The following is a 20624-nucleotide window of genomic DNA, read 5'->3' on the forward strand; positions in this document are numbered from 1 at the left end:
GCCGGCGTGGGCTCAGCCGAACGCGCCCGGATGCGTCTGCTCCCGCACCGTCACGTACTGCTGCCGCACCGCCTGGCCCACCGCCAGCTCCTCGCCCGGTTCCAGGACCCGGCCGGCGGGGGCGGGCCACATCGGGGGCTGCTGCGGCGAGAGCGTGCCCTGGACCACTCCCAGGGCCCAGGCGGCCTGGCGGGCGGCGCCCAGCGCCGTGTAGTCGGCGGGCTCGGGGACCACCACCTGCGCGCCCAGCAGGGCCGGAGCGATCGCCTGTACGGCCGGGAGGCCGGCCGCGGGTCCCAGCAGGAAGACCCGGCCGACCGAAACGCCCCGGCCGCGCAGCACGTCGAGGGCGTCGGCGAGTCCGCACAGCATCCCCTCGAAGGCGGCACGGGCCAGATGCTCCGGCTTCATGCTCTCGCGCCGCAGCCCGGCCAGCGTGCCGGCGGTGTGCGGCAGGTCGGGGGTGCGCTCGCCCTCCAGATAGGGCAGCAGCACCAGCCCGTGGGAGCCCGGCGTGGAGGTCAGCGCCAGCTCCGAGAGCCCCTCCAGGGAGGTGCCGAGCAGATCGGCGGCGCCGCGCAGTGCCCGTACGGCGTTGAGGGTGTGCACCACCGGCAGGTGCATGCCGGTGGCGTCGGCGAGTGAGGTGATCATGCCGGTCGGCTCGGCCAGCGCCTGGTGGTGCACGGAGAAGACCGAACCGGACGCCCCCAGCGAGACCACCGCGTCGCCCGGGCCGACGCCCAGGCCGAAGGCGGCGGCCATCGTCTCGCCCGTACCGGCCGAGATCAGCAGCCCCTCCGGGGTGTGCCCGGCGGGCTCGGCCGGGCCCAGCACCTCCGGCAGCTTCACCGGGTGGCCGAGCGCCAGCTCGGCCAGGTCCGCCCGCCAGGACTCGGTGGCGGCCGACCAGTAGCCGGTCCCCGAGGCGTCGCCGCGGTCGGTGGTGCGGCGCGGCGGACGGCCCAGCAGCTGCCACGCCAGCCAGTCGTGCGGCTGGAGGACCTCGGCCACGCGCCGCGCGGCCTCCGGCTCGTGCCGGGCCAGCCAGCGCAGTTTCGCCACCGGCTGCGCGGCCTGCGGCACGGCGCCCACCGCCTGCGCCCACGCCTCGCGCCCACCGAGCGCGTCGACGAGATCGGCCGCGGCGGTCTGCGCGCGCCGGTCGTTGCCGACCAGCGCGGGCCGCACCGGATCGCCTGCCTCGTCGAGCGCGACCAGCCCGTTCTGCTGCGCCGAGACCCCGATGGCCTGGACGCCCTCCAGGACCCCGCCGGCCGCGGCGTCGCCGAGCGAGAGCAGCCAGGCCTGCGGGTCGGTCTCGGTGCGCCTGCCCGCGGCCGCTCCGGCCCCGTCCTCCCCGCCGCCGGTGCTCCCGGGCACGGGATGCGGGGCGTACCCCTGTCTGACGACGGCACCGGTGTCGGTGTCGCAGACGACGATGCGGGTGTACTCGGACGAACTGTCCAGACCGGCGACTATCCCCATGCAGGAGATGATGCCTCACCGGCCGCGGGCGCCTCCTTTCGGCCCTACGGCTTGGTGGGGGAGTCCGCGCGGGCCGCCGTGTCGGAGGGGGCGCCGGGCCCCTCGCGCACCTCGCGTCTCCCGCCCGGCGGCTGCCCCGGCGGGCCGGGGGAGACCTTCACCAGCCGGGGCATCAGGGCCCTGACCGCGGGCTCCGTCCAGCGGGCGGCCAGCGGGCCGATTATCACCATCAGCAGCACGTACGCGGTGGCCAGCGGCCGGATCTCGGAGGCCACCCCGGCGGCCAGGCCGGCGATGACGATGGAGAACTCTCCGCGTGCCACCAGTGCGCCGCCGGCCCGCAGCCGGCCCCTGGGACTGATGCCGGCGCGCTGCGCCGCGTACCAGCCGGTGACGACCTTGGTCACCACGGTCACCGCGGCCAGTATCAGCGCCGGGACGATCACCGGCGGCATGTTGCCCGGGTCGGTGGACAGGCCGAAGAAGACGAAGAACACCGCCGCGAAAAGGTCCCGCAGCGGGGTGAACAGCCGCTGGGCGCTCTCGGCGACCTCACCGGACAGGGCGATGCCCACGAGGAACGCGCCGACCGCCGCCGAGACGTGGAGCTGCTGGGCGATCCCGGCGATCAGGACGGTCAGGCCGAGCACCACCAGCAGCAGCAGTTCGGGGTTGTCGGAGGAGACGGCCCTGCTGATCAGGCGGCCGTGGCGCAGCGCGACGTAGAGGACCAGGCCCACCGTGCCCAGGGCGACGACCAGGGTGATGCCGCCGCCCATCAGGCCGACGCCGGCCAGCAGGGTGGTCAGGATCGGCAGGTAGACCGCCATCGCCAGGTCCTCCATGACGAGGATGCCGAGGACGACGGGTGTCTCGCGGTTGCCGAGCCGGCCCAGGTCGGTGAGGATCTTGGCGATGACGCCGGAGGAGGAGATCCAGGTGACGCCGGCCAGCGCCACGGCGGCCACCGGTCCCCAGCCCAGGACGAGGGCGGCGACGGCTCCGGGCGTGGCGTTGAGGACGAAGTCCACCGCACCCGAGGGGTACTGCGTCTTGAGGTTGTCCACCAGCTCGGAGGCGCTGTACTCCAGACCCAGCAGGAGCAGCAGCAGGATCACCCCGATCTCGGCGCCGATCGCGATGAACTCCTCGCTGGCGCTGAGCTCGAAGATGCCGCCGTGGCCGAAGGCGAGCCCGACCAGCAGGTAGAGGGGGATGGCGGACAGGCCGATCCGTCCGGCGAACCGCCCGATGATCCCCAGACCGAGGATGATGGCGCCCAGTTCGATGAGGAGCATGGTGGTGTCGTGCATGCTCAGCCCCCCGCGATGATCTGGGCGAGTTCCTCGACGCCCTGGCGGGTGCCCACGACCACGAGGACGTCGCCCGCCTCCAGCCTGAAGTCCGGGCCCGGGGCCGGGTGCGGCGCGGTGCGCCGCAGGACCGCGACGATGGACGCCCCGGTGCGGGTACGGGCACAGGTGTCGCCCAGCGGCCGTCCCCGGTAGGGGGACTTGGCGGTCACCGGGATCCGCTCGGTGGCCAGGTCCAGTTCCCCGACGGCCAGGTCCGGCGAGTCGGGTGCGGGGGCGATCAGCGCGCCCAGGGAGGCGGCCTCGTCGGAGTCGAGCTGGAAGGACGCCTGGCAGGTGTCGGGGTCCTCGGGGTCGTAGAAGCCCAGGAAGCGCCGGCCGTCCTGGTGGACGACGACGGACAGGCGCCGTCCGGAGCGGGTGGTGACGTCGTACTGGACGCCGACACCCGGAAGCGGTGTGCGTTTCATCGACAAGGCTCTCTCCCCCCGTGGAACGGATCGGGCGGGCCCTGGACGTGCGCCGCCGGAAGAGCCCGTTCGCGTGGAATCGAAGCCGATTTTCGCACAGGAAGGTGCTCCGGAGGCCGGACGCCGACGCGTACGCGCTGCTCAGGAGGCCGACCGCGAGCGGCCCCGGGCCGGCCCGAGGACGGGGGGGAGGGGCGGGGCGGCGGATGCGGAACGTCTCCCCCCGGGGAGCCTTTCCGGCTCGACCGGGCACGGTGGCCGGGGAGCGCCTGCGCGGTCCGGAAGGGGTGCGGAGTGGGGCGGGTGGGACTCGAACCCACGGCCGACGGATTATGAGTCCGCTGCTCTAACCGGCTGAGCTACCGCCCCGGGACGGCGCGCCACGCACATCTGTGCGCGCCGTCTGCCGCAGCATAGCCGCTCATACGATCTCCCGCCCGTGCCGGGGTGAGGCAGGGGCCGCGGGGCCCGTCATCACGGGCCGGAGGCCCGTCGCCGGAACGGAGCAGACACCCCGGAGTGCGCCGGACACGGGATCGGGCACAGGACCGGAGACAAGAAGAAGGGCCCCTCGCGGGGCCCTTCTTCCACTGCTCCCCCGACTGGACTCGAACCAGTAACCTGCCGGTTAACAGCCGGCTGCTCTGCCAATTGAGCTACAGGGGACTGCTGCTCGGAGGCGCCCGTTCCGGTTTCCCGGGGGCGTTCCCCGCTGGCGAGGAATACAGTAGCGCATGCCGGGGGGTGCTCTGAAATCGGTATTCGCGGCGCGCCTCGGGGTACCCGGTGGAACGTCCGCCGCAGACCGACAGGCGCACGCCCGCGCGGCCGGGCTGCGCCGGAAGAGACCTGAGAAAGGGTGGAGCCATGCGCTACCGGCTCACGTTCGTCGTAGGAGTCGCCGTCGGGTACGTGTTCGGCACGCGGGCCGGGCGGGAGAAGTACGAGCAACTGCGCGAGAAGGCCCGGAAGTTCGCCGAGAACCCCGCGGTGCGCAATGCCTACGAGTCCGCCGCGCACAACGGGCGGGAGATGGCCGGCAAGGCGCTGAGCACGGTCTCCGACCGGGTCGGGGACCGGGTGCCGGGCCCGGTCTCCGACAGGGTGCGCATGCTGCGCGGCCGCCGTGTCGAGCAGCGCACGCCGTTCGACGACGGCTGGGGCACCGGCAACGCCTGAGGAGTTCCGCCGCCCCGCGCGTCAGGGGCCGTCCGGCAGCCGCCCGGCGCGGGAGGGGTCCAGGAGGGGGGCGAGCGGATCGCCGTGCCTCTCCAGCCGGGAGGCCAGGTCGCCGGCCGTGAAGACGAGGTCGCCGGGTTGTTCGCAGCCGGCGACCTCGTCCCATGTCACCGGGGTGGAGACGGCCGGCCGGGGCCGTGCGCGCAGGGTGTACGGTGCGGCGGTGGTCCGCGTCCACAGGTTCTGGCCGTGGTCGACGAAGACCCGTCCCTCGCGCAACCGCCGGGGCACCTGGTCCACGACGAGGTCCGGCAGCGCCTCGGCCGCCTCGCGGGCCAGCCGCTCCGCGTAGCCGGCCGCGGCCTCGGAGCCGGCGGGCCGCAGCGGGGCGAGCACGTGCAGCCCCTTGGAGCCGGAGGTCTTGGCGTAGGAGGGCAGGCCGTCGCGCTCCAGCCGGTCGCGCAGCCACCGGGCGACCGCGCAGCACTGGACGATCGTGGCGGGGGCGCCGGGATCGAGGTCGAACACCAGCCGGTCGGCCATCCCCTCGGCGGGAAGCCGCCACTGGGGGGTGTGCAGTTCCAGGACGGAGAGGTTGGCCGCCCACAGCAGTGTCGGCAGGTCCTGGACGACGATCTGCCGGTCGGTCTTCCCGCCGACGCGGTGGACCTCGCGCACGGTCACCCACTCCGGTGTGCCGGGCGGCACGTGCTTGGCCATGAACGACTCGGCCTCCACACCACGGGGGGCGCGGACGAAGGACACCGGGCGGTCGCGCAGATGGGGCAGGAGCACCTCGGCGACGGAGGCGTAGTAGTCCACGACATCGCCCTTGGTGAAGCCGGCGGCGGGGTAGAGGACCCTGTCCAGGCTGGTCAGCTCGATCGTGCGGCCTTCCACGACGGTGCTCGTCATGGGGTGCGGGTTCCACGGACGGCGCCGTCCATGCGGGCGCCGCACGCCGGGCGCGGGCGCGGAAGGCGCGGACGGTGCGCACGGGCGCGGTCAGGGCACCGGCCGGAGCCGGGATCGTTGCGGGGCGCTTCGGGCTGCGGCTAGCCTACGTTCGTGATTCCGGTCATCCTTCGGAATCTCGAACGATCGCGGGTGCCGGTGAGCCCGGAGCCCTCGGGGGAGAAGGGGAGGGCTGCCATGGGGCGCCTCGTACCGGCCGTGACCAGGGCTCTCGACATTCTGGAACTCTTCCTGGACGGGGACGGGATCCTGTCGGCGCCGGAGATCACCCGGAAGCTCGGCCTGCCCCGCACCACCGTCCACGAACTGGTGACCACCCTGGCCGCGCGCTCGTACCTGGTGCCCGTGCCCGAGCAGCCCGGACGTTACCGGCTCGGGGTGCGCACCTACCAGCTCGGGAGCCGCTACGCCGAGCAGCTCGACCTCGCGGCCGAAGGGCAGCAGGTGGCCCGGAGCGTCGCCGAGACCTGCGACGAGACCGTGCACGTGGCCATCCTGGAGGGCGCCGACGTCATCTACATCGCCAAGGTGGACAGCACCCACGCGGTCCGCATGGTCTCAGCCGCCGGCCGGCGCCTGCCCGCGCACTGCACCTCGGTGGGGAAGATGCTGCTGGCCTCGCTGCCCCCGGGCGAGCTGGACGCGCGCCTGCCCGGCCCCGGCGACGAGCCGCTGCGGGCGATGACGGAGAACTCCATCACCTCGCCGGAGAAGCTGCGCGAGGCGCTGGCCGAGATCCGCGGACGCGGCGTCGCCGTCGAGCGGCGCGAGTCCAACCCCGATGTGAGCTGCGTGGCCGCACCCGTGCGCGACGGCACGGGGAAGGTGGTCGCGGCACTCAGCATCTCGGTGCCCATGATCCGCTGGAGCGAGGAGCGGCGCACCGAGCTGGAGGCCCTGGCGGTCGAGGGCGCGGCCGAACTGTCGGCGCGGCTGGGGTACCGCGGCGCGGCGTAGCCGGGCGGAGACGGGCGGGAACGAGCGGACACGCGGACGCCGACCGGCGGCCGACGAGCAGGAGAGGGGCGGGACGGCCATGGCCGGATCAGGGACGCCGGCGCGACTCGAGGTCGCGGTGCGGCAGGGCGCGCTGCTGGGCGAGGGGCCCACATGGGACGCGGAGCGCGAGCGCCTGGTGTGGGTGGACATCCTCGGGAGCCGGGTGCACACCTACGCCCCGGCCGACGGCCGCCGCACGGTGCTGGCGACCGAGCAGCACGTGGGCGCGGCCAAGCCGCGGGCGAGGGGCGGTCTGGTGGTCAACCTCCGCGACGGGGTGGGCCTGTACGACGGGGACGGCTCGTTCTCGTGGCTGCACCACGAGCCCGTCGCGGGCCGCCGGGGCAACGACGCCGCCGTCGCCCCCGACGGCGCGCTGTGGGCGGGCACGATGGCGTACGACGAGCGTCCGGGCGGGGGCACGCTCAGCCGCATCGCCCCGGACGGCTCGGCCGTCACGGTCCTGGCGGACGTGACCATCGGCAACGGCACGGGCTGGAGCCCGGACGGGCGTCTGATGTACTACATCGACACCCCCACCCGCCGGATCGACGTCTTCGACACCGACGGCCCCGATGTGCTGGGCCGCCGGACGCTGGCACGGATCGAGGAGGGGGCGGGTTTCCCCGACGGGCTGACGGTGGACGCGGAGGGCTGCGTCTGGGTCGCGCTGTGGGGCGGGGGCGCGGTCCGGCGCTACACCCCCGACGGCAGGCTGGACCGGACGGTCGCCGTCCCGGCCTCCAACACGACGGCGTGCGCGTTCGGAGGGCCGGGCCTGCGGGACCTCTACATCACCACGGCCCGGACGGGCGCCGACCCCGGCGCGGAACCGCTGGCCGGCTCGCTGATGGTGCTGCCGGACGCGGGGGAGGGGCTCGCGCCGCCGCCCTTCGCGGGTTGACACCGGATCTTCACAGGGAGCATCTTCTCCACCTCCTTCCGGCCTCGTAGCCTGCGGACTCCATGACCTACTGCGTCACATGCCGTCGGCACCTCAACGGCGCCCTCTCCTGCCCGGGTTGCGGCACACCCAGCCACGGCCCGGCACCGGCGGACACCTCCGCTCCGGCCTCCGCCGATCCGTACGGCCGGGGGCACGGACCGTACGGCGGCGACGTGCACGCCGGGGACGCGTACGGCGGGTACGGCGCCGGTCACGGGCAGGGCGGCGGGTACGGTCACCAGGATGGCCGCGAGGGCGCCCACCCGCAGTTCCGGCAGGCCGGGCAGGAGACCCCCGGTGGAGGGCCCGGCCTCCACGGCGACGCCCTCGACACATACGGCGACGCGTACGGCGCGGAGGCGTACGGCGGGTACGGCGGGGAGCACGGCGAACACGGCGGTGACGGCGAACGCGGCGGTGACGGCGAACGCGGCGACGGCCCGGACGGCGGGCCGGGCGAGGGCCGTGCGGCGGCACGCGCCGCCGCACGGCGCGGCCGCCGGGCACGGTCGCAGGCGGGGCGGCGGCGCCGTGCGGCCGTCGTGGGCCTGATACTCGGCGCCGGACTGGCCACCCTCGGCGTCGCGGAGTTCACCACCGAGGGCGTGCTGAAGGAGTTGCCCATCCCGGGCGTCTCCCCGGACGGCGGTGTGAACGAGTCCGACGGCAGTGCCGACGGCGAGGAGGGGGCCGGATCCGACGGCTCGGCCGAGCAGCCGCCCGGAGCGGAGCGGCCGGGCGCCGGCCCGTCGGGCTCCTCCTCCGCCGAGCCCTCCGCGTCGGGCTCCTCCTCGGCCGAGCCGTCGGAGTCGGCGGACTCCTCGGCGGACCCCTCCGCCTCCGCGGACCCCTCGACCACCGCGGTGGAGAGCGGCAGCGTCACCACGGCCCCCGAACCCACCGCCGACCCCACCCAGGCCCCCGAGCCGCCGCCCCAGGAGACGTGGCCCGCCGATCCGCCGCCGCCTCCGGCGGAGCCGGAACCCGAGCCCGAGCCCGAGCCGACGCCCACCTGCGAGCGCTTCCTGTGGTGGTGCACCTAGGACGAGGCCGTTCCCGCCCCCTCCGTCCCGCCGTCCCGTCCAGTTCCTCCGCCCCGAGTCCGCCGCGGCGTGCCCGGCGGCGTTGGAGGGCAAGTACCGCACCGCACCCCGGGCAGCCGTCCCCGGGGTGCGGCCGGCGCAGCGGGGGCCGTGACTACTCCGGCTCCGCCGTCGCGGCTGAGAACTCGACGACGACGTCGTACAGGCCCCGGCTCGAGGTGATCCGCGTCTGCGGGTCGTCCTGCGCGGCCTGGGCGCGCTCGCGGAACTCGGGGTCCGCCGTGGCAGCCTCCCATGCCTCCTGGCTCTCCCAGTGGGACACGTTGACGAGCTGGAACCGGGTCTCCGCCGAACGGGCCCGGTGCAACCGGGAGTCGATGAAACCCGGCCTGGTGCGCATGAGGGCGGCGCGCTGCTCCCATCGGGCGACGAACGCGTCGAGGTGCTCGGCGGATATCTCGAAGACGTTGATGAACGTGACGGTGGTGTCCGGCGCGTCGGCGGACCGGCTGTCTGTGGTCACGGGGACTCCAGCGGTGGGTGGGTGACCCGAACCGTTCCGGGCGGGCGGGCCGGCCGGCGGCTCGGGCCCCGCCGTGCGGGGCGGCGGATCGCAGCGTAGCGAACACCGGCCCGGAGAGGGCCGGTCGAACGGATCGTGCCCCGGAGGCCGCAGACGGTGCGGACACCCGCGGCCGCTCGCCGGGGCTGTTTCTGCGCAAACCATTGACGTGAGCGGTGTTGAATCCTACTTTCCCGTTCGGAGATCCGATCAGTATTCGAGATTTCGAACGTGAGGGTGGATCGTATGCGTCGAACCTCCGTGCCGGACCGCGCCCCCAGCCGCCGGCGCGTGCTCGGCGGCGTGGCCGCTCTGGCCGCCGTGACGGCCACCGGGATCGCGGGCACCGCGGGATGCGCCGCCCCCGCCGCCGTGGGCGCGGGCCGCACCCGGCTGCGTTTCTGGCACCTCTACGGCGGCGGCGACGGCGTCAACATGCAGACGATGCTGAACGCCTACCGCGCGGCACACCCGGAGATCGCCCTCCAGGCATCCACGCTCCAGTGGGGCGCCCCGTACTACACCAAGCTCGGCATGGCGGGAGCCGGCGGCCGGGCCCCCGAGGTCGCCGCCCTGCACCTGGCGCGGCTGCCCGGCTTCGGCCCCGGCCGGCTGCTCGACCCCTTCGACCTCGACCTGCTGGCCGAACACGGCCTCACCGAGAAGGACTTCCCCGCCGACCTGTGGCGGCGCGGCCGGATCGACGGCGCGCAGTACGCCGTCCCGCTCGACACCCACCCGATGGTCCTCTACTACAACACCGAGATCTGCGGAGAGGCCGGACTGCTGGGCGGGGACGGAAAGCTGCGGCCGGTCCGCGGCGCCGAGGAGTTCGCCGCCGCGCTGCGCGCCGCGGGCAGGGTCACGGGCAGACCCGGTCTGGTCATGGAGACGCTCGGCGCCGGCACCATCGGACCCTGGCGCCTGTTCTCCACCTTCTACTCCCAGACGGGCGGCACCCTGCTGAACGAGGACGCCACCCGCATCACCATCGACGACACCAAGGCGTTGAAGGTGCTGCGCTTCATGCGGCGGCTGGTCGAGGAGGGCCTGGCCCACCACCGCATCGACTACAACGGCACGGTCGGCGTCTTCGGCGGCGGGGAGAGCGCGTTCCTCCTCAACGGCGAATGGGAGGTGAGCACCTTCGCCAACCTGGACCTGCCGTTCTCGATGACCAGGGTGCCGAACCTCTTCGGGCGCCCCACCGTCCAGGCCGACTCCCACTGCTTCGTCCTCCCGCACCAGCGCGACCGCGGCGGCGAGGGCAACGAGGCGGCCCACGCCTTCGTCGCCTGGATGCTCAAGAACACCGTCGAGTGGGCCAAGGGCGGCCACGTCCCCGCCTACCTCCCCACCCTGGAGAAGCCCGGCTACCTCGAACTGGAGCCCCAGTCGGAGTACCGGTCGGTGATCGACGACGTCGTCCTGGACCCGCCCGCGTGGTTCGCGGGCTCGGCGTCGTCCATGTGGATCCAGCTCGGCGCGGTCTTCTCCGGGGTGCTCACCGGTTCCCGCACACCGCGGGAGGCACTGGAGGAGGCCAGGTCCCGGCTCCAGACCCTGCTCGACACCCCCAACCCGCTCGGAGGCGACGCATGACCGCGACCACGCCCACCGCCCCGGCGCCGCCGGCCGCGGAAGCCGCCCGCACCGGGACCGGGCCCCTGAGCGCGGGCCGCCGCTGGACCGAGCACGGCCTGGTCTTCACCGCGCCCTTCCTGCTGCTGTACGCCCTCTTCCTGGTCTGGCCGGTGCTGCTGGGCCTGAAGATGAGCCTGGGCGACGACAACATCACCGGCACCGACAGCACCTTCACCGGCCTGGACAACTACGCCGAGGCACTGCGGGACCCCGGGGTCTGGTCGTCGCTGTGGAACACGGTCTGGTTCACGCTGCTGTCCACCGTTCCCCTGGTCGTCACGGGCCTCGTCCTCGCCCTGCTCGCGCACCACCTGAGGGTGGTCCAGTGGCTGTGGCGGCTGAGCTGGTTCACGCCGTTCCTGCTGCCGTCGGGCGTCGTCGGCCTGCTGTGGCTGTGGATGATCTACCCGTCCGACTTCGGCCTGGCCGACCTGCTGCTGCGGTCGTTCGGCCTCGACCCCGGCATCGGCTGGCTGACCGACACCCGCTACGCGATGCTCTCGATAGTCCTGACCACAGTGTGGTGGACGGTCGGCTTCAACTTCCTGCTCTACCTCGCCGCACTTCAGGCCATCCCCCAGCACCTGTACGAGGCCGCCGAGCTGGACGGCGCCGGGGCCTGGCGGCGGCTGCGGCACATCACCCTGCCGATGCTCAACCGCACGACGGGCGTGGTGGTCGTCCTCCAGCTCCTCGCCTCCCTGAAGATCTTCGATCAGGTCTACATCATGACCGGCGGAGGCCCCGACGAGAGCACCCGTCCGATCCTGCAGTACGTCTACGAAGCCGGCTTCACCGGCTACCGGATCGGCTACGCCTCGGCCGTCTCCTACGTCTTCTTCGCCCTGATCGTGATCGTCTCGCTGATCCACCTGCGGATGACCCGCCGTTCCCGTGAGGAGGCCGCCAAGTGAGCGCGACCGCGAAGGCCGTGACCCCCGCCGCACCGTCCACCGGCCCCGGCCGGGAACCGGCCGGGGCACTCCCGGCCCCACCGTCCTCGCAGTCCTCGCCGGCCGGACCCGCCGGACCTGCCGACCCGACCGGCGAGGCCGGCAGACGGCCGCGCTGGACCCCGGGCCGCTTCGCACTGCTCGCCGCGGCCCTCGTCCTGGCGGCGCTGTGGGTGCTGCCGCTGGCCTGGGCGGTGGCCACCTCGCTCAAGCCCGAGAACGAGACGACGCGCACCTCGCTGGAGTGGATCGGCTCGCGCATCACCTTCGACGCGTACGAGAAGGTGTGGGCCTCCGGGGACCTGGCGCGCTGGATGTTCAACTCCGCCTACATCTCGACCGTGACGACCGTGCTGACCGTCACGACCTGCGCCATGGCCGCCTACGGCTTCTCGCGCACCGAGTTCCGCGGCCGGAAGGCCCTCTACGGCCTGGTGCTGGCCGGGATCATGGTGCCGCCGCAGGTGCTGATCGCCCCGCTCTTCGCCGAGATGGTCTCCCTCGGGCTGGTCGACACCTACTGGGGCGTGATCCTGCCCCAGGTCGCCGTCCCCGCGATGGTGTTCATCCTGGTGAAGTTCTTCGAGGGGGTGCCGAGGGAGCTGGAGGAGGCCGCCTACGTCGACGGCGCGGGACGCTGGCGGGTGTTCTGGACGGTCGTGGTGCCGCTGTCCCGGCCGGTCCTGGCCGCCGTCGCCATCTTCACCTTCATCCAGACCTGGAACAACTTCCTGTGGCCGTTCCTGGTGACCACCGACCCGAACGTGATGACGCTGCCGGTCGGCCTGGTCAACGTCCAGTCCACCTACGGCGCCCGCTACGCCCAGGTGATGGCCTCACTGGTCATCGCCGGGCTGCCGCTGCTGCTGGTCTTCGCCTTCTTCCAGCGGCAGATCGTCCGCGGCGTCGCCCACACAGGACTGGCGGGCCAGTGACGGCGGCGCAGGTCCGCCCCCGAACACGGGAGAGGAGGTCCCGAGAAACCGCGAACCCCGGCCGCTCACCGAGAACTTCCGAAGGAGCCCGATGAACAGCCGCACCCCCCACGGCACACCGTCCCGCACATCCGTCCGCACGCCCTCCCGTATCCACGCCCGCCGGGCACACGTCCGCCGGGCCCTGACGGCCCTGACCGCGGCCCTGCTGGGCACGCTCGTGGCCCTCGTCCCCGGCAGCGCCTCCGCCTACCCCGGGCCCGGCCTGGTGACCGGCGACATCTCCGTCCACGACCCGTCGATGGTCCGCCTCGACGACGGCCGCTACATCCTCTACTCCACCCACAACGGGCCCCAGGCGCGCATCTCCGCCGACCGGACCCGCTTCACCCACGCAGGGGCGGCGTTCCCCAACCCGCCCTCCTGGTGGGGCCGGTACTCGCCCGAGCGCAGCCCATGGGCCCCGGACGTCTCCAAGCAGGGCGGCCGGTACTGGCTGTACTACTCCCTGTCCACCTTCGGCTCCAACCACTCCGCCATCGGCGTGGCCACCAGCCCCAGCGGACTGCCCGGCACCTGGACCGACCACGGTCCGGTGTACACCACCACCACGAGCTCGGACCACAACGCCATCGACCCCAACCTGTTCGTCGACGACGACGGGAAGTGGTGGATGACCTTCGGCTCCTGGTGGACGGGGATCAAGATGATCCGGCTCGACCCGTCCACCGGCAAGCAGCACCCCGGCGACCGCACCCTGTACTCCGTGGCCGCCCGCAACCCCACCAGCAACGGCATCGAGGGGCCGACCCTGGTCAAGCGCGGCGGCTACTACTACCTGTTCGCCTCCTTCGACAAGTGCTGCGCCGGAACCGACAGCACCTACAGCATCCGCGTCGGCCGCTCCACCAGCCCCACCGGGCCGTTCCGCGACCGCAACGGCGCGGACATGCGCAACAACGGCGGAACGGTCGTCCTGGAGACCCACGGCCAGGTCGTCGGCCCCGGCGGCCAGTCCGTCATGTCCGACGTCGACGGCGACCTGCTCGTCTACCACTACTACGACCGGGCCAACAACGGCTCGCCCACCCTCGGCATCAACCTGATGCGCTGGGACGGCGGCTGGCCCGTCGTCCACTAGAGCCCCGCCGCAACCCCTGACGAGATCCTCCGGCCGGGCGGGACCCCTGGCGGTCCCGCCCGGCCGCACCCCCGAAGCCCGCCCCCCGAACCGCCCAGAACCGTCCCCGACGGAAGGAATCCATGAACACCGCAAGGTTCACCCTCGACCCCGCCTTCACCGTCGGCGAGGTCGACCCCCGGCTGTTCGGCTCCTTCGTGGAGCACCTCGGCCGCTGCGTCTACACGGGCGTCTTCGAACCCGGGCACCCCTCCGCCGACGAGCGGGGCCTGCGCACCGACGTTCTGGAACTGGTCCGCGAACTGGGCGTCACCGCCATCCGCTACCCCGGCGGCAACTTCGTCTCCGGTTACCGCTGGGAGGACAGCGTCGGCCCGGCCGAGCAGCGCCCCCGCCGCCTCGACGCCGCCTGGCGGTCGGTGGAGAGCAACCGCTTCGGCCTGGCCGAGTACATCGACTTCGTCCGCAAGGTCGGCGGCGAACCCATGATGGCCGTCAACCTCGGCACCCGCGGTGTGGCGGAGGCCCGCGAGCTGCTGGAGTACGCCAACCACCCCGGCGGCACCGCCCTGTCCGACCTGCGCGCCGCCCACGGCGACAAGGAGCCCTACGGCATCCGGCTGTGGTGCCTGGGCAACGAGATGGACGGCCCCTGGCAGACCGGCCACAAGACCGCCGCCGAGTACGGCCGGCTGGCCGCCGAGACCGCCCGCGCCATGCGCCAGCTCGACGACTCCCTCGAACTGGTCGCCTGCGGCAGCTCCAGCCAGGCGATGGACACCTTCGCCGCCTGGGAGGCCACCGTCCTGGCCGAGACCTACGACCTGGTCGACCACATCTCCCTGCACGCCTACTACGAGGAGGAGGACGGCGACCGCGACTCCTTCCTGGCCTCCGCGGTGGACATGGAGTCCTTCATCGAGAACGTGGTGGCCACCTGCGACCACATCGGGGCCCGGCTGAAGTCGCCCAAGCGCATCAACCTCTCCTTCGACGAGTGGAACGTCTGGTACCAGCGCCGCTTCCACGCCCGGCCCCTGCCCGACTGGGAGGAGGCGCCCCGGCTGCTGGAGGACAACTACACCGTCACCGACGCCGTCGTCTTCGGCTCCCTGCTCATCGCCCTGCTGCGCCACGCCGACCGGGTGGCCGTCGCCTGCCTGGCCCAGCTCGTCAACGTCATCGCCCCGATCATGACCGAGCCCGGCGGCCCGGCCTGGCGGCAGACCACCTTCCACCCCTTCGCCCAGGCGTCCCGCCACGGACGCGGGCAGGTGCTGGACGTGCGGGTGCAGTCGCCCACGTACACCACCGCGAAGTACGGCGAGGTGCCGCTGCTGCACGCCACCGCCGTGCGGGACGGGGCCACCGGCGCCGTCACCGTCTTCGCCGTCAACCGGGACCGGCACGGCGCCCTGCCGCTGGAGGTCGCCCTGCACGGTCTGCCCCTGGAGCGGGTCGCCGAGCACAGCGTGCTGGCCGACGCCGACCCCGAGGCCCGCAACACCCTCGCCGACCCCGAGCGGGTCGTCCCCCACCAGGGGGAGGGCACCGAGCTGGCCGGCGGGGTGCTGCGCGCCACCCTGGAGCCGATGTCGTGGAACATGATCCGGCTCGTCTGACGGGCTGACGGGCTGACGGGCTGACGTGCCCGCGTGCCGAGGGCACGACGGCACGACGGCGGGGGCGGCCCGGACCGCCCCCGCCTCACGCTTACCGCCTCCGGTGCGCCCTGCCCGCGTCGCCCCGTTCTGTTCGGAACGTCCGGCCTGTCCGGGGTCTACTCGGTGGAGAAGGAGTGGACGGTGGTGGAGCGGTAGGTGCGACCCGGCCGCAGCACGGTGGTGGGGAACGACGGCTGGTTGGGGGAGTCGGGGAAGTGCTGGGTCTCCAGGCAGAAACCGTCGCTCTGCCGGTAGACCCGCCCCGAGGTGCCCTCCAGCGTGCCGTCGAGGAAGTTGCCGCTGTAGAACTGCACGCCCGGCTCGGTGGTGGCGATCCGCATCACCCGCCCGGAGACCGGCTCGCGGACGGTCGCGAAGTGCTCGGGCTCGGCGGTGATGCCCTTGTCCAGCACCAGGTTGTGGTCGTACCCCTGCCCGTACAGGATCTGCGGGTGCGCCTTGCGGATGTCCGTCCCGACCGGCTTGGCCCGCCGGAAGTCGAAGGGCGTGCCCGCGACCCGCTCCAGCTCGCCGGTGGGGATCAGCGTCTCGCCGACCGGCGTGTACCGGGAGGCGGCGATCTCCAGTTCGTGGTCCAGGACGCTGCCGCCGCCCTCGCCGGCGAGGTTGAAGTACGTGTGGTTGGTGAGGTTGACGACGGTGGGCTTGTCGGTGGTGGCCTCGTAGTCGATCCGGAAGTCGCCGTGCCGGTCCAGCACGTACTCCACCCGGACCTCCAGCCTCCCCGGAAAGCCCATCTCGCCGTCCTCGCTGGTGCGTGTGAGCACCAGCCCCGTCTCGCCGCGCCGGGTGAACGGCTCCACCGCCCACATCCGCTTGTCGAAGCCCCGGTCGCCGCCGTGCAGGGTGTTGCCGCCGTCGTTGCGCGGCAGCTCGTACGTCCTGCCGTCCAGGGTGAAGCGGCCCTGCGCGATGCGGTTGCCGTAGCGGCCGATGAGCGCCCCGAAGTAGGGGGAGCGGGCCTCGTAGGAGGCCGGGTCGGAGAAGCCGAGCGAGACGTTGGCGAGGCGGCCGTTCCGGTCGGGCACCTCCAGGGACTGCACGATGCCGCCGTAGGACAGCACCCGCAGCCGGGTGCCGCCGCACGACAGCGTCCAGACGTCCACCGCCGTGCCGTCCGCCAGTTCGCCGAAGCGGGCGCGGCGCGGAGCGGACGGCTCGCCCGGCTTCGCGTGCGCGGCCCCCGCGCCCGGTCCCGCGGCCGCCGCCGCTGCCAGCCCGGCCGCGGCGGCCGCGCCGATCACACTGCGTCTGCTGGTGCTCACGATCCCACCTTCCGTTTGTTCCAGACGTCGAACCCCACCGCCGCCAGCAGGACCAGGCCCTTGATGACCTGCTGGTAGTCGGTGCCGATACCCACCAGGGACATGCCGTTGTTGAGCACGCCGAGCACCAGGCCGCCGATGACGGCCCCGAGTACGGTACCCACACCGCCGCTCATCGAGGCTCCGCCGATGAACGCCGCGGCGATCGCCTCCAGCTCGAAGTTGATGCCCGCCTGCGGGGTGCCCGCGTTCAGCCGGGCGGCGTACACGCAGCCCGCCAGCGCCGCCAGCACGCCCATGTTGACGAAGACCAGGAACGTGACCCGCCTGTCCTTCACACCCGACAGCCTGGCCGCGGCCCGGTTGCCGCCGAGGGCGTACACGTGGCGGCCGACGACGGCGTTGCGCATCACGAAGCCCAGCCCGATCAGGATGCCGCACATGATCAGCAGCACCACCGGGACGCCCCGGTAGCTGGCCAGCGTCAGGGTGAACGCCAGCACCGCCGCCACGATCGCCACGCACTTGAGGACGAACAGGCTCGGCGGCAGCACCTCCAGCTCGTACGCCTGCTGCCGGCGCCGGTCGCGCCACTCCTGGAACAGCACGAACGCCACCACGACCACCCCGATCAGCACCGTCAGGTCGTGGTAGTTCCCCAGCGGGCCGCCCTCGGGCAGGAAGCCCTGGCTGATGTTCTGGAAGCCGCGCGGGAAGGGCGCCAGCGACTGACCCTCCAGCAGGATCTGGGTGCCGCCGCGGAACAGCAGCATCCCCGCCAGCGTCACGATGAACGACGGGATGCCCACATAGGCGATCCAGAACCCCTGCCAGGCGCCGGCCGCCGCGCCGATCAGCAGCGAGCAGGTCAGCGCCACCGGCCAGGACATGTCGTGGTGGACCATCAGCACGGCCGCCGCGGCCCCGACGAAGGCGGCCAGCGAGCCGACGGACAGGTCGATGTGGCCCGAGATGATCACGATCATCATGCCCATGGCCAGAATCAGGATGTAGCTGTTCTGCTGGACGATGTTGGACACGTTGACGGGCTTGAGCAGGTTGCCGTCGGTCCAGATCTGGAACAGCACGACGATCAGCGCCAGTGCGACGAGCATCCCGTACTGCCGCATGTTGGAGCGCACGGTCCGCAGCAGCAGCGCCCCGGCGCCCGTGCCGCCCCCGGTGCCGCCCGTACCGCCGCGGGGGCCGGAACCGCCCCGGACGCCCTTCGCCGGCCCGCCCGCGGACCCTCCCGGTCCCCTGCGCGCCGCGGTCTCCTCGGTCGTCATCTGCTGCCTCGGCTTCCGTCCATCGTCATATGACGCATCAGCACTTCCTGGTCCGCGTCCTCGCGCGCCACCTCGCCGGTCAGCCGCCCGGCCGCCATGGTGTAGATCCGGTCGCACATCCCCAGCAGTTCCGGCAGCTCGGAGGAGATCAGCAGCACCGCCCTGCCCTGGGCGGCGAGCCGGTCGACGGCGGTGTAGATCTCGTACTTCGCCCCGACGTCGATGCCGCGCGTCGGCTCGTCGAGGATCAGCACCTCCGGATCGGCGTGCACCCACCTGCCGAGCACGACCTTCTGCTGGTTGCCGCCGCTGAGCCGGCCGACCTGCTCGAAGACGGTCGGGGTCTTGATGTTCATCGACCTGCGGTAGCCCTCGGCGACCCGCCGCTCCCGGTGCTCGTCCACCACTCCGGCCCGGGCCAGCTTCGGCAGCGAGGCCAGGGAGATGTTGCGGCTGACGGTGTCGATCAGGTTCAGCCCGTAGGTCTTGCGGTCCTCGGTGACGTACGCCAGACCGTGCGCGACCGCCCGCGGCACGGTACGGGTGTCGGCCTCCCGTCCGCCGATCCGCACCGTGCCGCCCGCGTACAGGCCGTAGGAGCGCCCGAAGACGCTCATCGCCAGCTCGGTGCGGCCCGCGCCCATCAGCCCGGCGATGCCGACGACCTCGCCTCGCCGCACCGTCAGCGACACGTCGTCGACGACCTTGCGCTGGTGGTCGATGGGGTGGCGGACCGTCCAGCCGGAGATCTCCAGCGCCACCCGCCCGGCGTCCGGCCCCCGGTAGCGGGTGCGCGGCGGGAAGCGGTGGTCCAGGTCGCGGCCGACCATGCCGCGGATGATCCGGTCCTCCGAGACCTCCGCGGGGGCGCCGGGGGAGGGGCGGACGGCGAGCGTCTCGACCGTCCGCCCGTCGCGCAGGACGGTGACGGTGTCCGCCACCTCGCGGATCTCGCCCAGCTTGTGGGAGATGAGGATGCAGGCGATGCCCTGGGAGCGCAGCTCCCCGATGAGGCCCAGCAGCTTGGCGCTGTCCTCGTCGTTGAGGGCGGCGGTCGGCTCGTCCAGGATCAGCAGCCGCACCCTCTTGGCCAGCGCCTTGGCGATCTCCACCAGCTGCTGCTTGCCCACGCCGATGTCGGCGACGCGGGTCTGCGGGTTCTCGCGCAGCCCGACCCGCCGCATCAGCTCGGCGGCGTGGCGGACGGTCTCGTTCCAGCGGACGACGCCGCGGGAGGCGTGCTCGTTGCCCAGGAAGATGTTCTCGGCGATGGACAGGTAGGGCACCAGCGCCAGTTCCTGGTGGATGATGACGATGCCGCGCCGCTCGCTGGCCCGGATGTCGCGGAACGCGCACGGCTCGCCCTCGAAGAGGATCTCCCCCTCGTAGCTGCCGTGCGGGTGGACACCGCTGAGCACCTTCATCAACGTCGACTTGCCGGCCCCGTTCTCCCCGCAGACCGCGTGGATCTCCTTCGGCCGGACGGTGAGATCGACCCCGGACAGCGCCCTGACCCCGGGGAAGGTCTTGGTGATCGAGCGCATTTCCAGAACGCTGCTCATGGCTGCTCCTCGGTGGTGAGGCGGGGCGGACCGGGCTACTTGAGCTGGTCGGCGGTGTAGTAGCCCTCGTCCACGAGCAGCTCGGTGTTGGACTCGTCGATGCTGACCGGCTCCAGCAGGTAGGCCGGGACGGTCTTGACGCCGTTGTCGTAGGACTTGGTGTCGTTGACCTCGGGCTTGTCGCCCTTCAGCACGGCGTCGGTCATCCGCACGGCCTGCTCGGCGAGCTTGCGGGTGTCCTTGAAGACGGTCTGGGTCTGCTGGCCCGCGATGATCGACTTGATGGACGCCAGCTCGGCGTCCTGGCCGGTGACGACGGGGTAGGGCTTGGCCTTCGTGCCGTAACCGGCGCTCTTGAGGGCGGAGATGACGCCGATGGAGATGCCGTCGTAGGGGGAGAGGACCGCGTCCACGCGCTCGCTGCCGTAGTAGCGGCTGAGCAGGTCGTCCATGCGCTTCTGGGCGGTGCCGCCGTCCCAGCGCAGGGTGGTGACCTGGTTCATCTCCGTCTGGCCGCTGCGCACGGCCAGCCGCCCGTCGTCGATGCGGGGCTTGAGGACGCTCATCGCGCCCTTGAAGAAGAAGCCGGTGTTGTTGTCGTCGGGCGATCCGGCGAACAGCTCCAGGTTGTACTTCCCGCCTCCCTTCCCGCCGTCCTCCTCCAGCCCGAGGGCGTCGACGATGTAACGGGCCTGGAGCTCGCCGACCTTGAAGTTGTCGAAGGTGGCGTAGTAGTCGACGCTCCCGGTGCCGCGGATGAGGCGGTCGTAGGCGATGACGGGGATGCCCGCCTCCTCGGCCCGGCCGAGGACGTCGGTGAGCGAGGAGCCGTCGATGGCGGCGACCACCAGGGCCCTGTGCCCCTTGGAGATCATGTTCTCGATCTGCGCGACCTGGTTCTCCACCTTGTCGTCGCCGTACTGCAGATCGGTCTCGTAGCCCGCGGCCTCGAACCGCTTCACCATGTTCCGGCCGTCGGCTATCCACCGCTCGGAGGACTTGGTGGGCATGGCGATGCCGATGGTGCCGCCCTCGGCGGCGTCGCCGGCGCCGCCGTCCCGGCCGCCCTCGGAGTTCTGGCCGCAGGCGGTCAGGGACAGGGCGAGGGCGGCGCAGGCGCCGACGGCGGCTCTGAGCGCGCGTTTGCGGGTGCGGGTGCGGAAGCGGTCGGGCAT

The 20624-nt window shown here is 72.7% G+C and carries 18 protein-coding genes and 2 tRNA genes; 9 read left to right on the forward strand and 11 right to left on the reverse strand.

Features of this window, described 5'->3' with window-relative positions:
- Window positions 1-12: 12 nt before the first annotated feature.
- The 5 genes from QPK52_RS18785 to QPK52_RS18805 all read right to left on the reverse strand — a co-directional run bounded on the left by QPK52_RS18785 (window position 13) and on the right by QPK52_RS18805 (window position 3937).
- Window positions 13-1488, reverse strand: coding sequence for an FGGY family carbohydrate kinase (locus QPK52_RS18785; protein WP_410538637.1), 1476 nt, complete (start codon window positions 1486-1488; stop codon window positions 13-15).
- A 44-nt stretch (window positions 1489-1532) separates the two neighbouring features.
- On the reverse strand, window positions 1533-2801 hold the full coding sequence (locus QPK52_RS18790) for a cation:proton antiporter (protein ID WP_410538638.1): 1269 nt from the start codon (window positions 2799-2801) through the stop codon (window positions 1533-1535).
- Between the two features lie 2 nt (window positions 2802-2803).
- Window positions 2804-3277, reverse strand: coding sequence for a cation:proton antiporter regulatory subunit (locus tag QPK52_RS18795; RefSeq protein ID WP_410538639.1), 474 nt, complete (start codon window positions 3275-3277; stop codon window positions 2804-2806).
- A gap of 289 nt (window positions 3278-3566) precedes the next feature.
- Window positions 3567-3640: transfer RNA gene (locus QPK52_RS18800), tRNA-Ile, on the reverse strand.
- A gap of 224 nt (window positions 3641-3864) precedes the next feature.
- Window positions 3865-3937 (reverse strand) — tRNA-Asn (locus tag QPK52_RS18805).
- A gap of 201 nt (window positions 3938-4138) precedes the next feature.
- Here QPK52_RS18805 and QPK52_RS18810 point away from each other — a divergent pair.
- Window positions 4139-4450, forward strand: coding sequence for a YtxH domain-containing protein (locus QPK52_RS18810; protein ID WP_093654652.1), 312 nt, complete (start codon window positions 4139-4141; stop codon window positions 4448-4450).
- A 21-nt stretch (window positions 4451-4471) separates the two neighbouring features.
- Here the strand turns inward: QPK52_RS18810 and ligD are convergent, their stop codons facing one another.
- Window positions 4472-5365 (reverse strand): non-homologous end-joining DNA ligase, encoded by an 894-nt coding sequence (gene ligD / locus QPK52_RS18815; protein ID WP_410538640.1) that lies wholly within the window; start codon window positions 5363-5365, stop codon window positions 4472-4474.
- A gap of 237 nt (window positions 5366-5602) precedes the next feature.
- Between ligD and QPK52_RS18820 the strand changes: the two genes are divergently transcribed.
- The 3 genes from QPK52_RS18820 to QPK52_RS18830 all read left to right on the forward strand — a co-directional run bounded on the left by QPK52_RS18820 (window position 5603) and on the right by QPK52_RS18830 (window position 8413).
- On the forward strand, window positions 5603-6382 hold the full coding sequence (locus QPK52_RS18820) for an IclR family transcriptional regulator (RefSeq protein WP_410538641.1): 780 nt from the start codon (window positions 5603-5605) through the stop codon (window positions 6380-6382).
- A gap of 79 nt (window positions 6383-6461) precedes the next feature.
- Window positions 6462-7328 (forward strand): SMP-30/gluconolactonase/LRE family protein, encoded by an 867-nt coding sequence (locus QPK52_RS18825; protein WP_410538642.1) that lies wholly within the window; start codon window positions 6462-6464, stop codon window positions 7326-7328.
- 215 nt (window positions 7329-7543) lie between these two features.
- Entirely contained in the window at window positions 7544-8413 is an 870-nt protein-coding gene (locus QPK52_RS18830) for a hypothetical protein (RefSeq protein WP_410538643.1), read from the forward strand.
- Between the two features lie 154 nt (window positions 8414-8567).
- Here the strand turns inward: QPK52_RS18830 and QPK52_RS18835 are convergent, their stop codons facing one another.
- A complete protein-coding gene (locus QPK52_RS18835) occupies window positions 8568-8936 on the reverse strand; it encodes an antibiotic biosynthesis monooxygenase family protein (RefSeq protein WP_410538644.1) in 369 nt (122 codons plus the stop codon).
- A 285-nt stretch (window positions 8937-9221) separates the two neighbouring features.
- On the opposite strand from QPK52_RS18835, the gene QPK52_RS18840 reads away from it, so the two are divergent.
- The 5 genes from QPK52_RS18840 to QPK52_RS18860 all read left to right on the forward strand — a co-directional run bounded on the left by QPK52_RS18840 (window position 9222) and on the right by QPK52_RS18860 (window position 15270).
- Window positions 9222-10577 carry an extracellular solute-binding protein gene (locus tag QPK52_RS18840; protein ID WP_410538645.1) on the forward strand — a complete coding sequence of 452 codons (1356 nt, stop codon included), beginning with the start codon at window positions 9222-9224 and terminating at the stop codon, window positions 10575-10577.
- Entirely contained in the window at window positions 10574-11533 is a 960-nt protein-coding gene (locus QPK52_RS18845) for a carbohydrate ABC transporter permease (protein ID WP_410538646.1), read from the forward strand. Before QPK52_RS18840 ends, QPK52_RS18845 begins: the two co-directional genes overlap by 4 nt.
- 176 nt (window positions 11534-11709) lie before the next feature.
- A complete protein-coding gene (locus QPK52_RS18850; protein ID WP_410540385.1) occupies window positions 11710-12507 on the forward strand; it encodes a carbohydrate ABC transporter permease in 798 nt (265 codons plus the stop codon).
- A gap of 91 nt (window positions 12508-12598) precedes the next feature.
- Window positions 12599-13648: an arabinan endo-1,5-alpha-L-arabinosidase gene (locus QPK52_RS18855; protein WP_410538647.1), complete on the forward strand. Its 1050-nt coding sequence runs from the start codon at window positions 12599-12601 to the stop codon at window positions 13646-13648.
- A gap of 122 nt (window positions 13649-13770) precedes the next feature.
- Window positions 13771-15270 carry an alpha-N-arabinofuranosidase gene (locus tag QPK52_RS18860; protein ID WP_410538648.1) on the forward strand — a complete coding sequence of 500 codons (1500 nt, stop codon included), beginning with the start codon at window positions 13771-13773 and terminating at the stop codon, window positions 15268-15270.
- A 158-nt stretch (window positions 15271-15428) separates the two neighbouring features.
- Here the strand turns inward: QPK52_RS18860 and QPK52_RS18865 are convergent, their stop codons facing one another.
- The 4 genes from QPK52_RS18865 to chvE all read right to left on the reverse strand — a co-directional run bounded on the left by QPK52_RS18865 (window position 15429) and on the right by chvE (window position 20624).
- A complete protein-coding gene (locus QPK52_RS18865) occupies window positions 15429-16598 on the reverse strand; it encodes an aldose epimerase family protein (protein ID WP_410538649.1) in 1170 nt (389 codons plus the stop codon).
- Window positions 16595-17728 (reverse strand): multiple monosaccharide ABC transporter permease, encoded by a 1134-nt coding sequence (gene mmsB / locus QPK52_RS18870; protein ID WP_410540386.1) that lies wholly within the window; start codon window positions 17726-17728, stop codon window positions 16595-16597. The genes QPK52_RS18865 and mmsB overlap by 4 nt, the downstream gene beginning before the upstream one ends.
- Before the next feature lie 155 nt (window positions 17729-17883).
- The gene (gene mmsA, locus QPK52_RS18875) at window positions 17884-19449 is read right to left on the reverse strand and encodes a multiple monosaccharide ABC transporter ATP-binding protein (protein WP_410538650.1); all 1566 of its coding nucleotides are present in this window, start codon (window positions 19447-19449) and stop codon (window positions 17884-17886) included.
- A 35-nt stretch (window positions 19450-19484) separates the two neighbouring features.
- On the reverse strand, window positions 19485-20624 hold the full coding sequence (chvE, locus tag QPK52_RS18880) for a multiple monosaccharide ABC transporter substrate-binding protein (protein WP_410538651.1): 1140 nt from the start codon (window positions 20622-20624) through the stop codon (window positions 19485-19487).

Origin of the sequence: Streptomyces sp. KL2 (assembly GCF_046529545.1) — a bacterium.
In the GTDB taxonomy this organism is placed as follows: Bacteria; Actinomycetota; Actinomycetes; order Streptomycetales; family Streptomycetaceae; genus Streptomyces; species Streptomyces radiopugnans.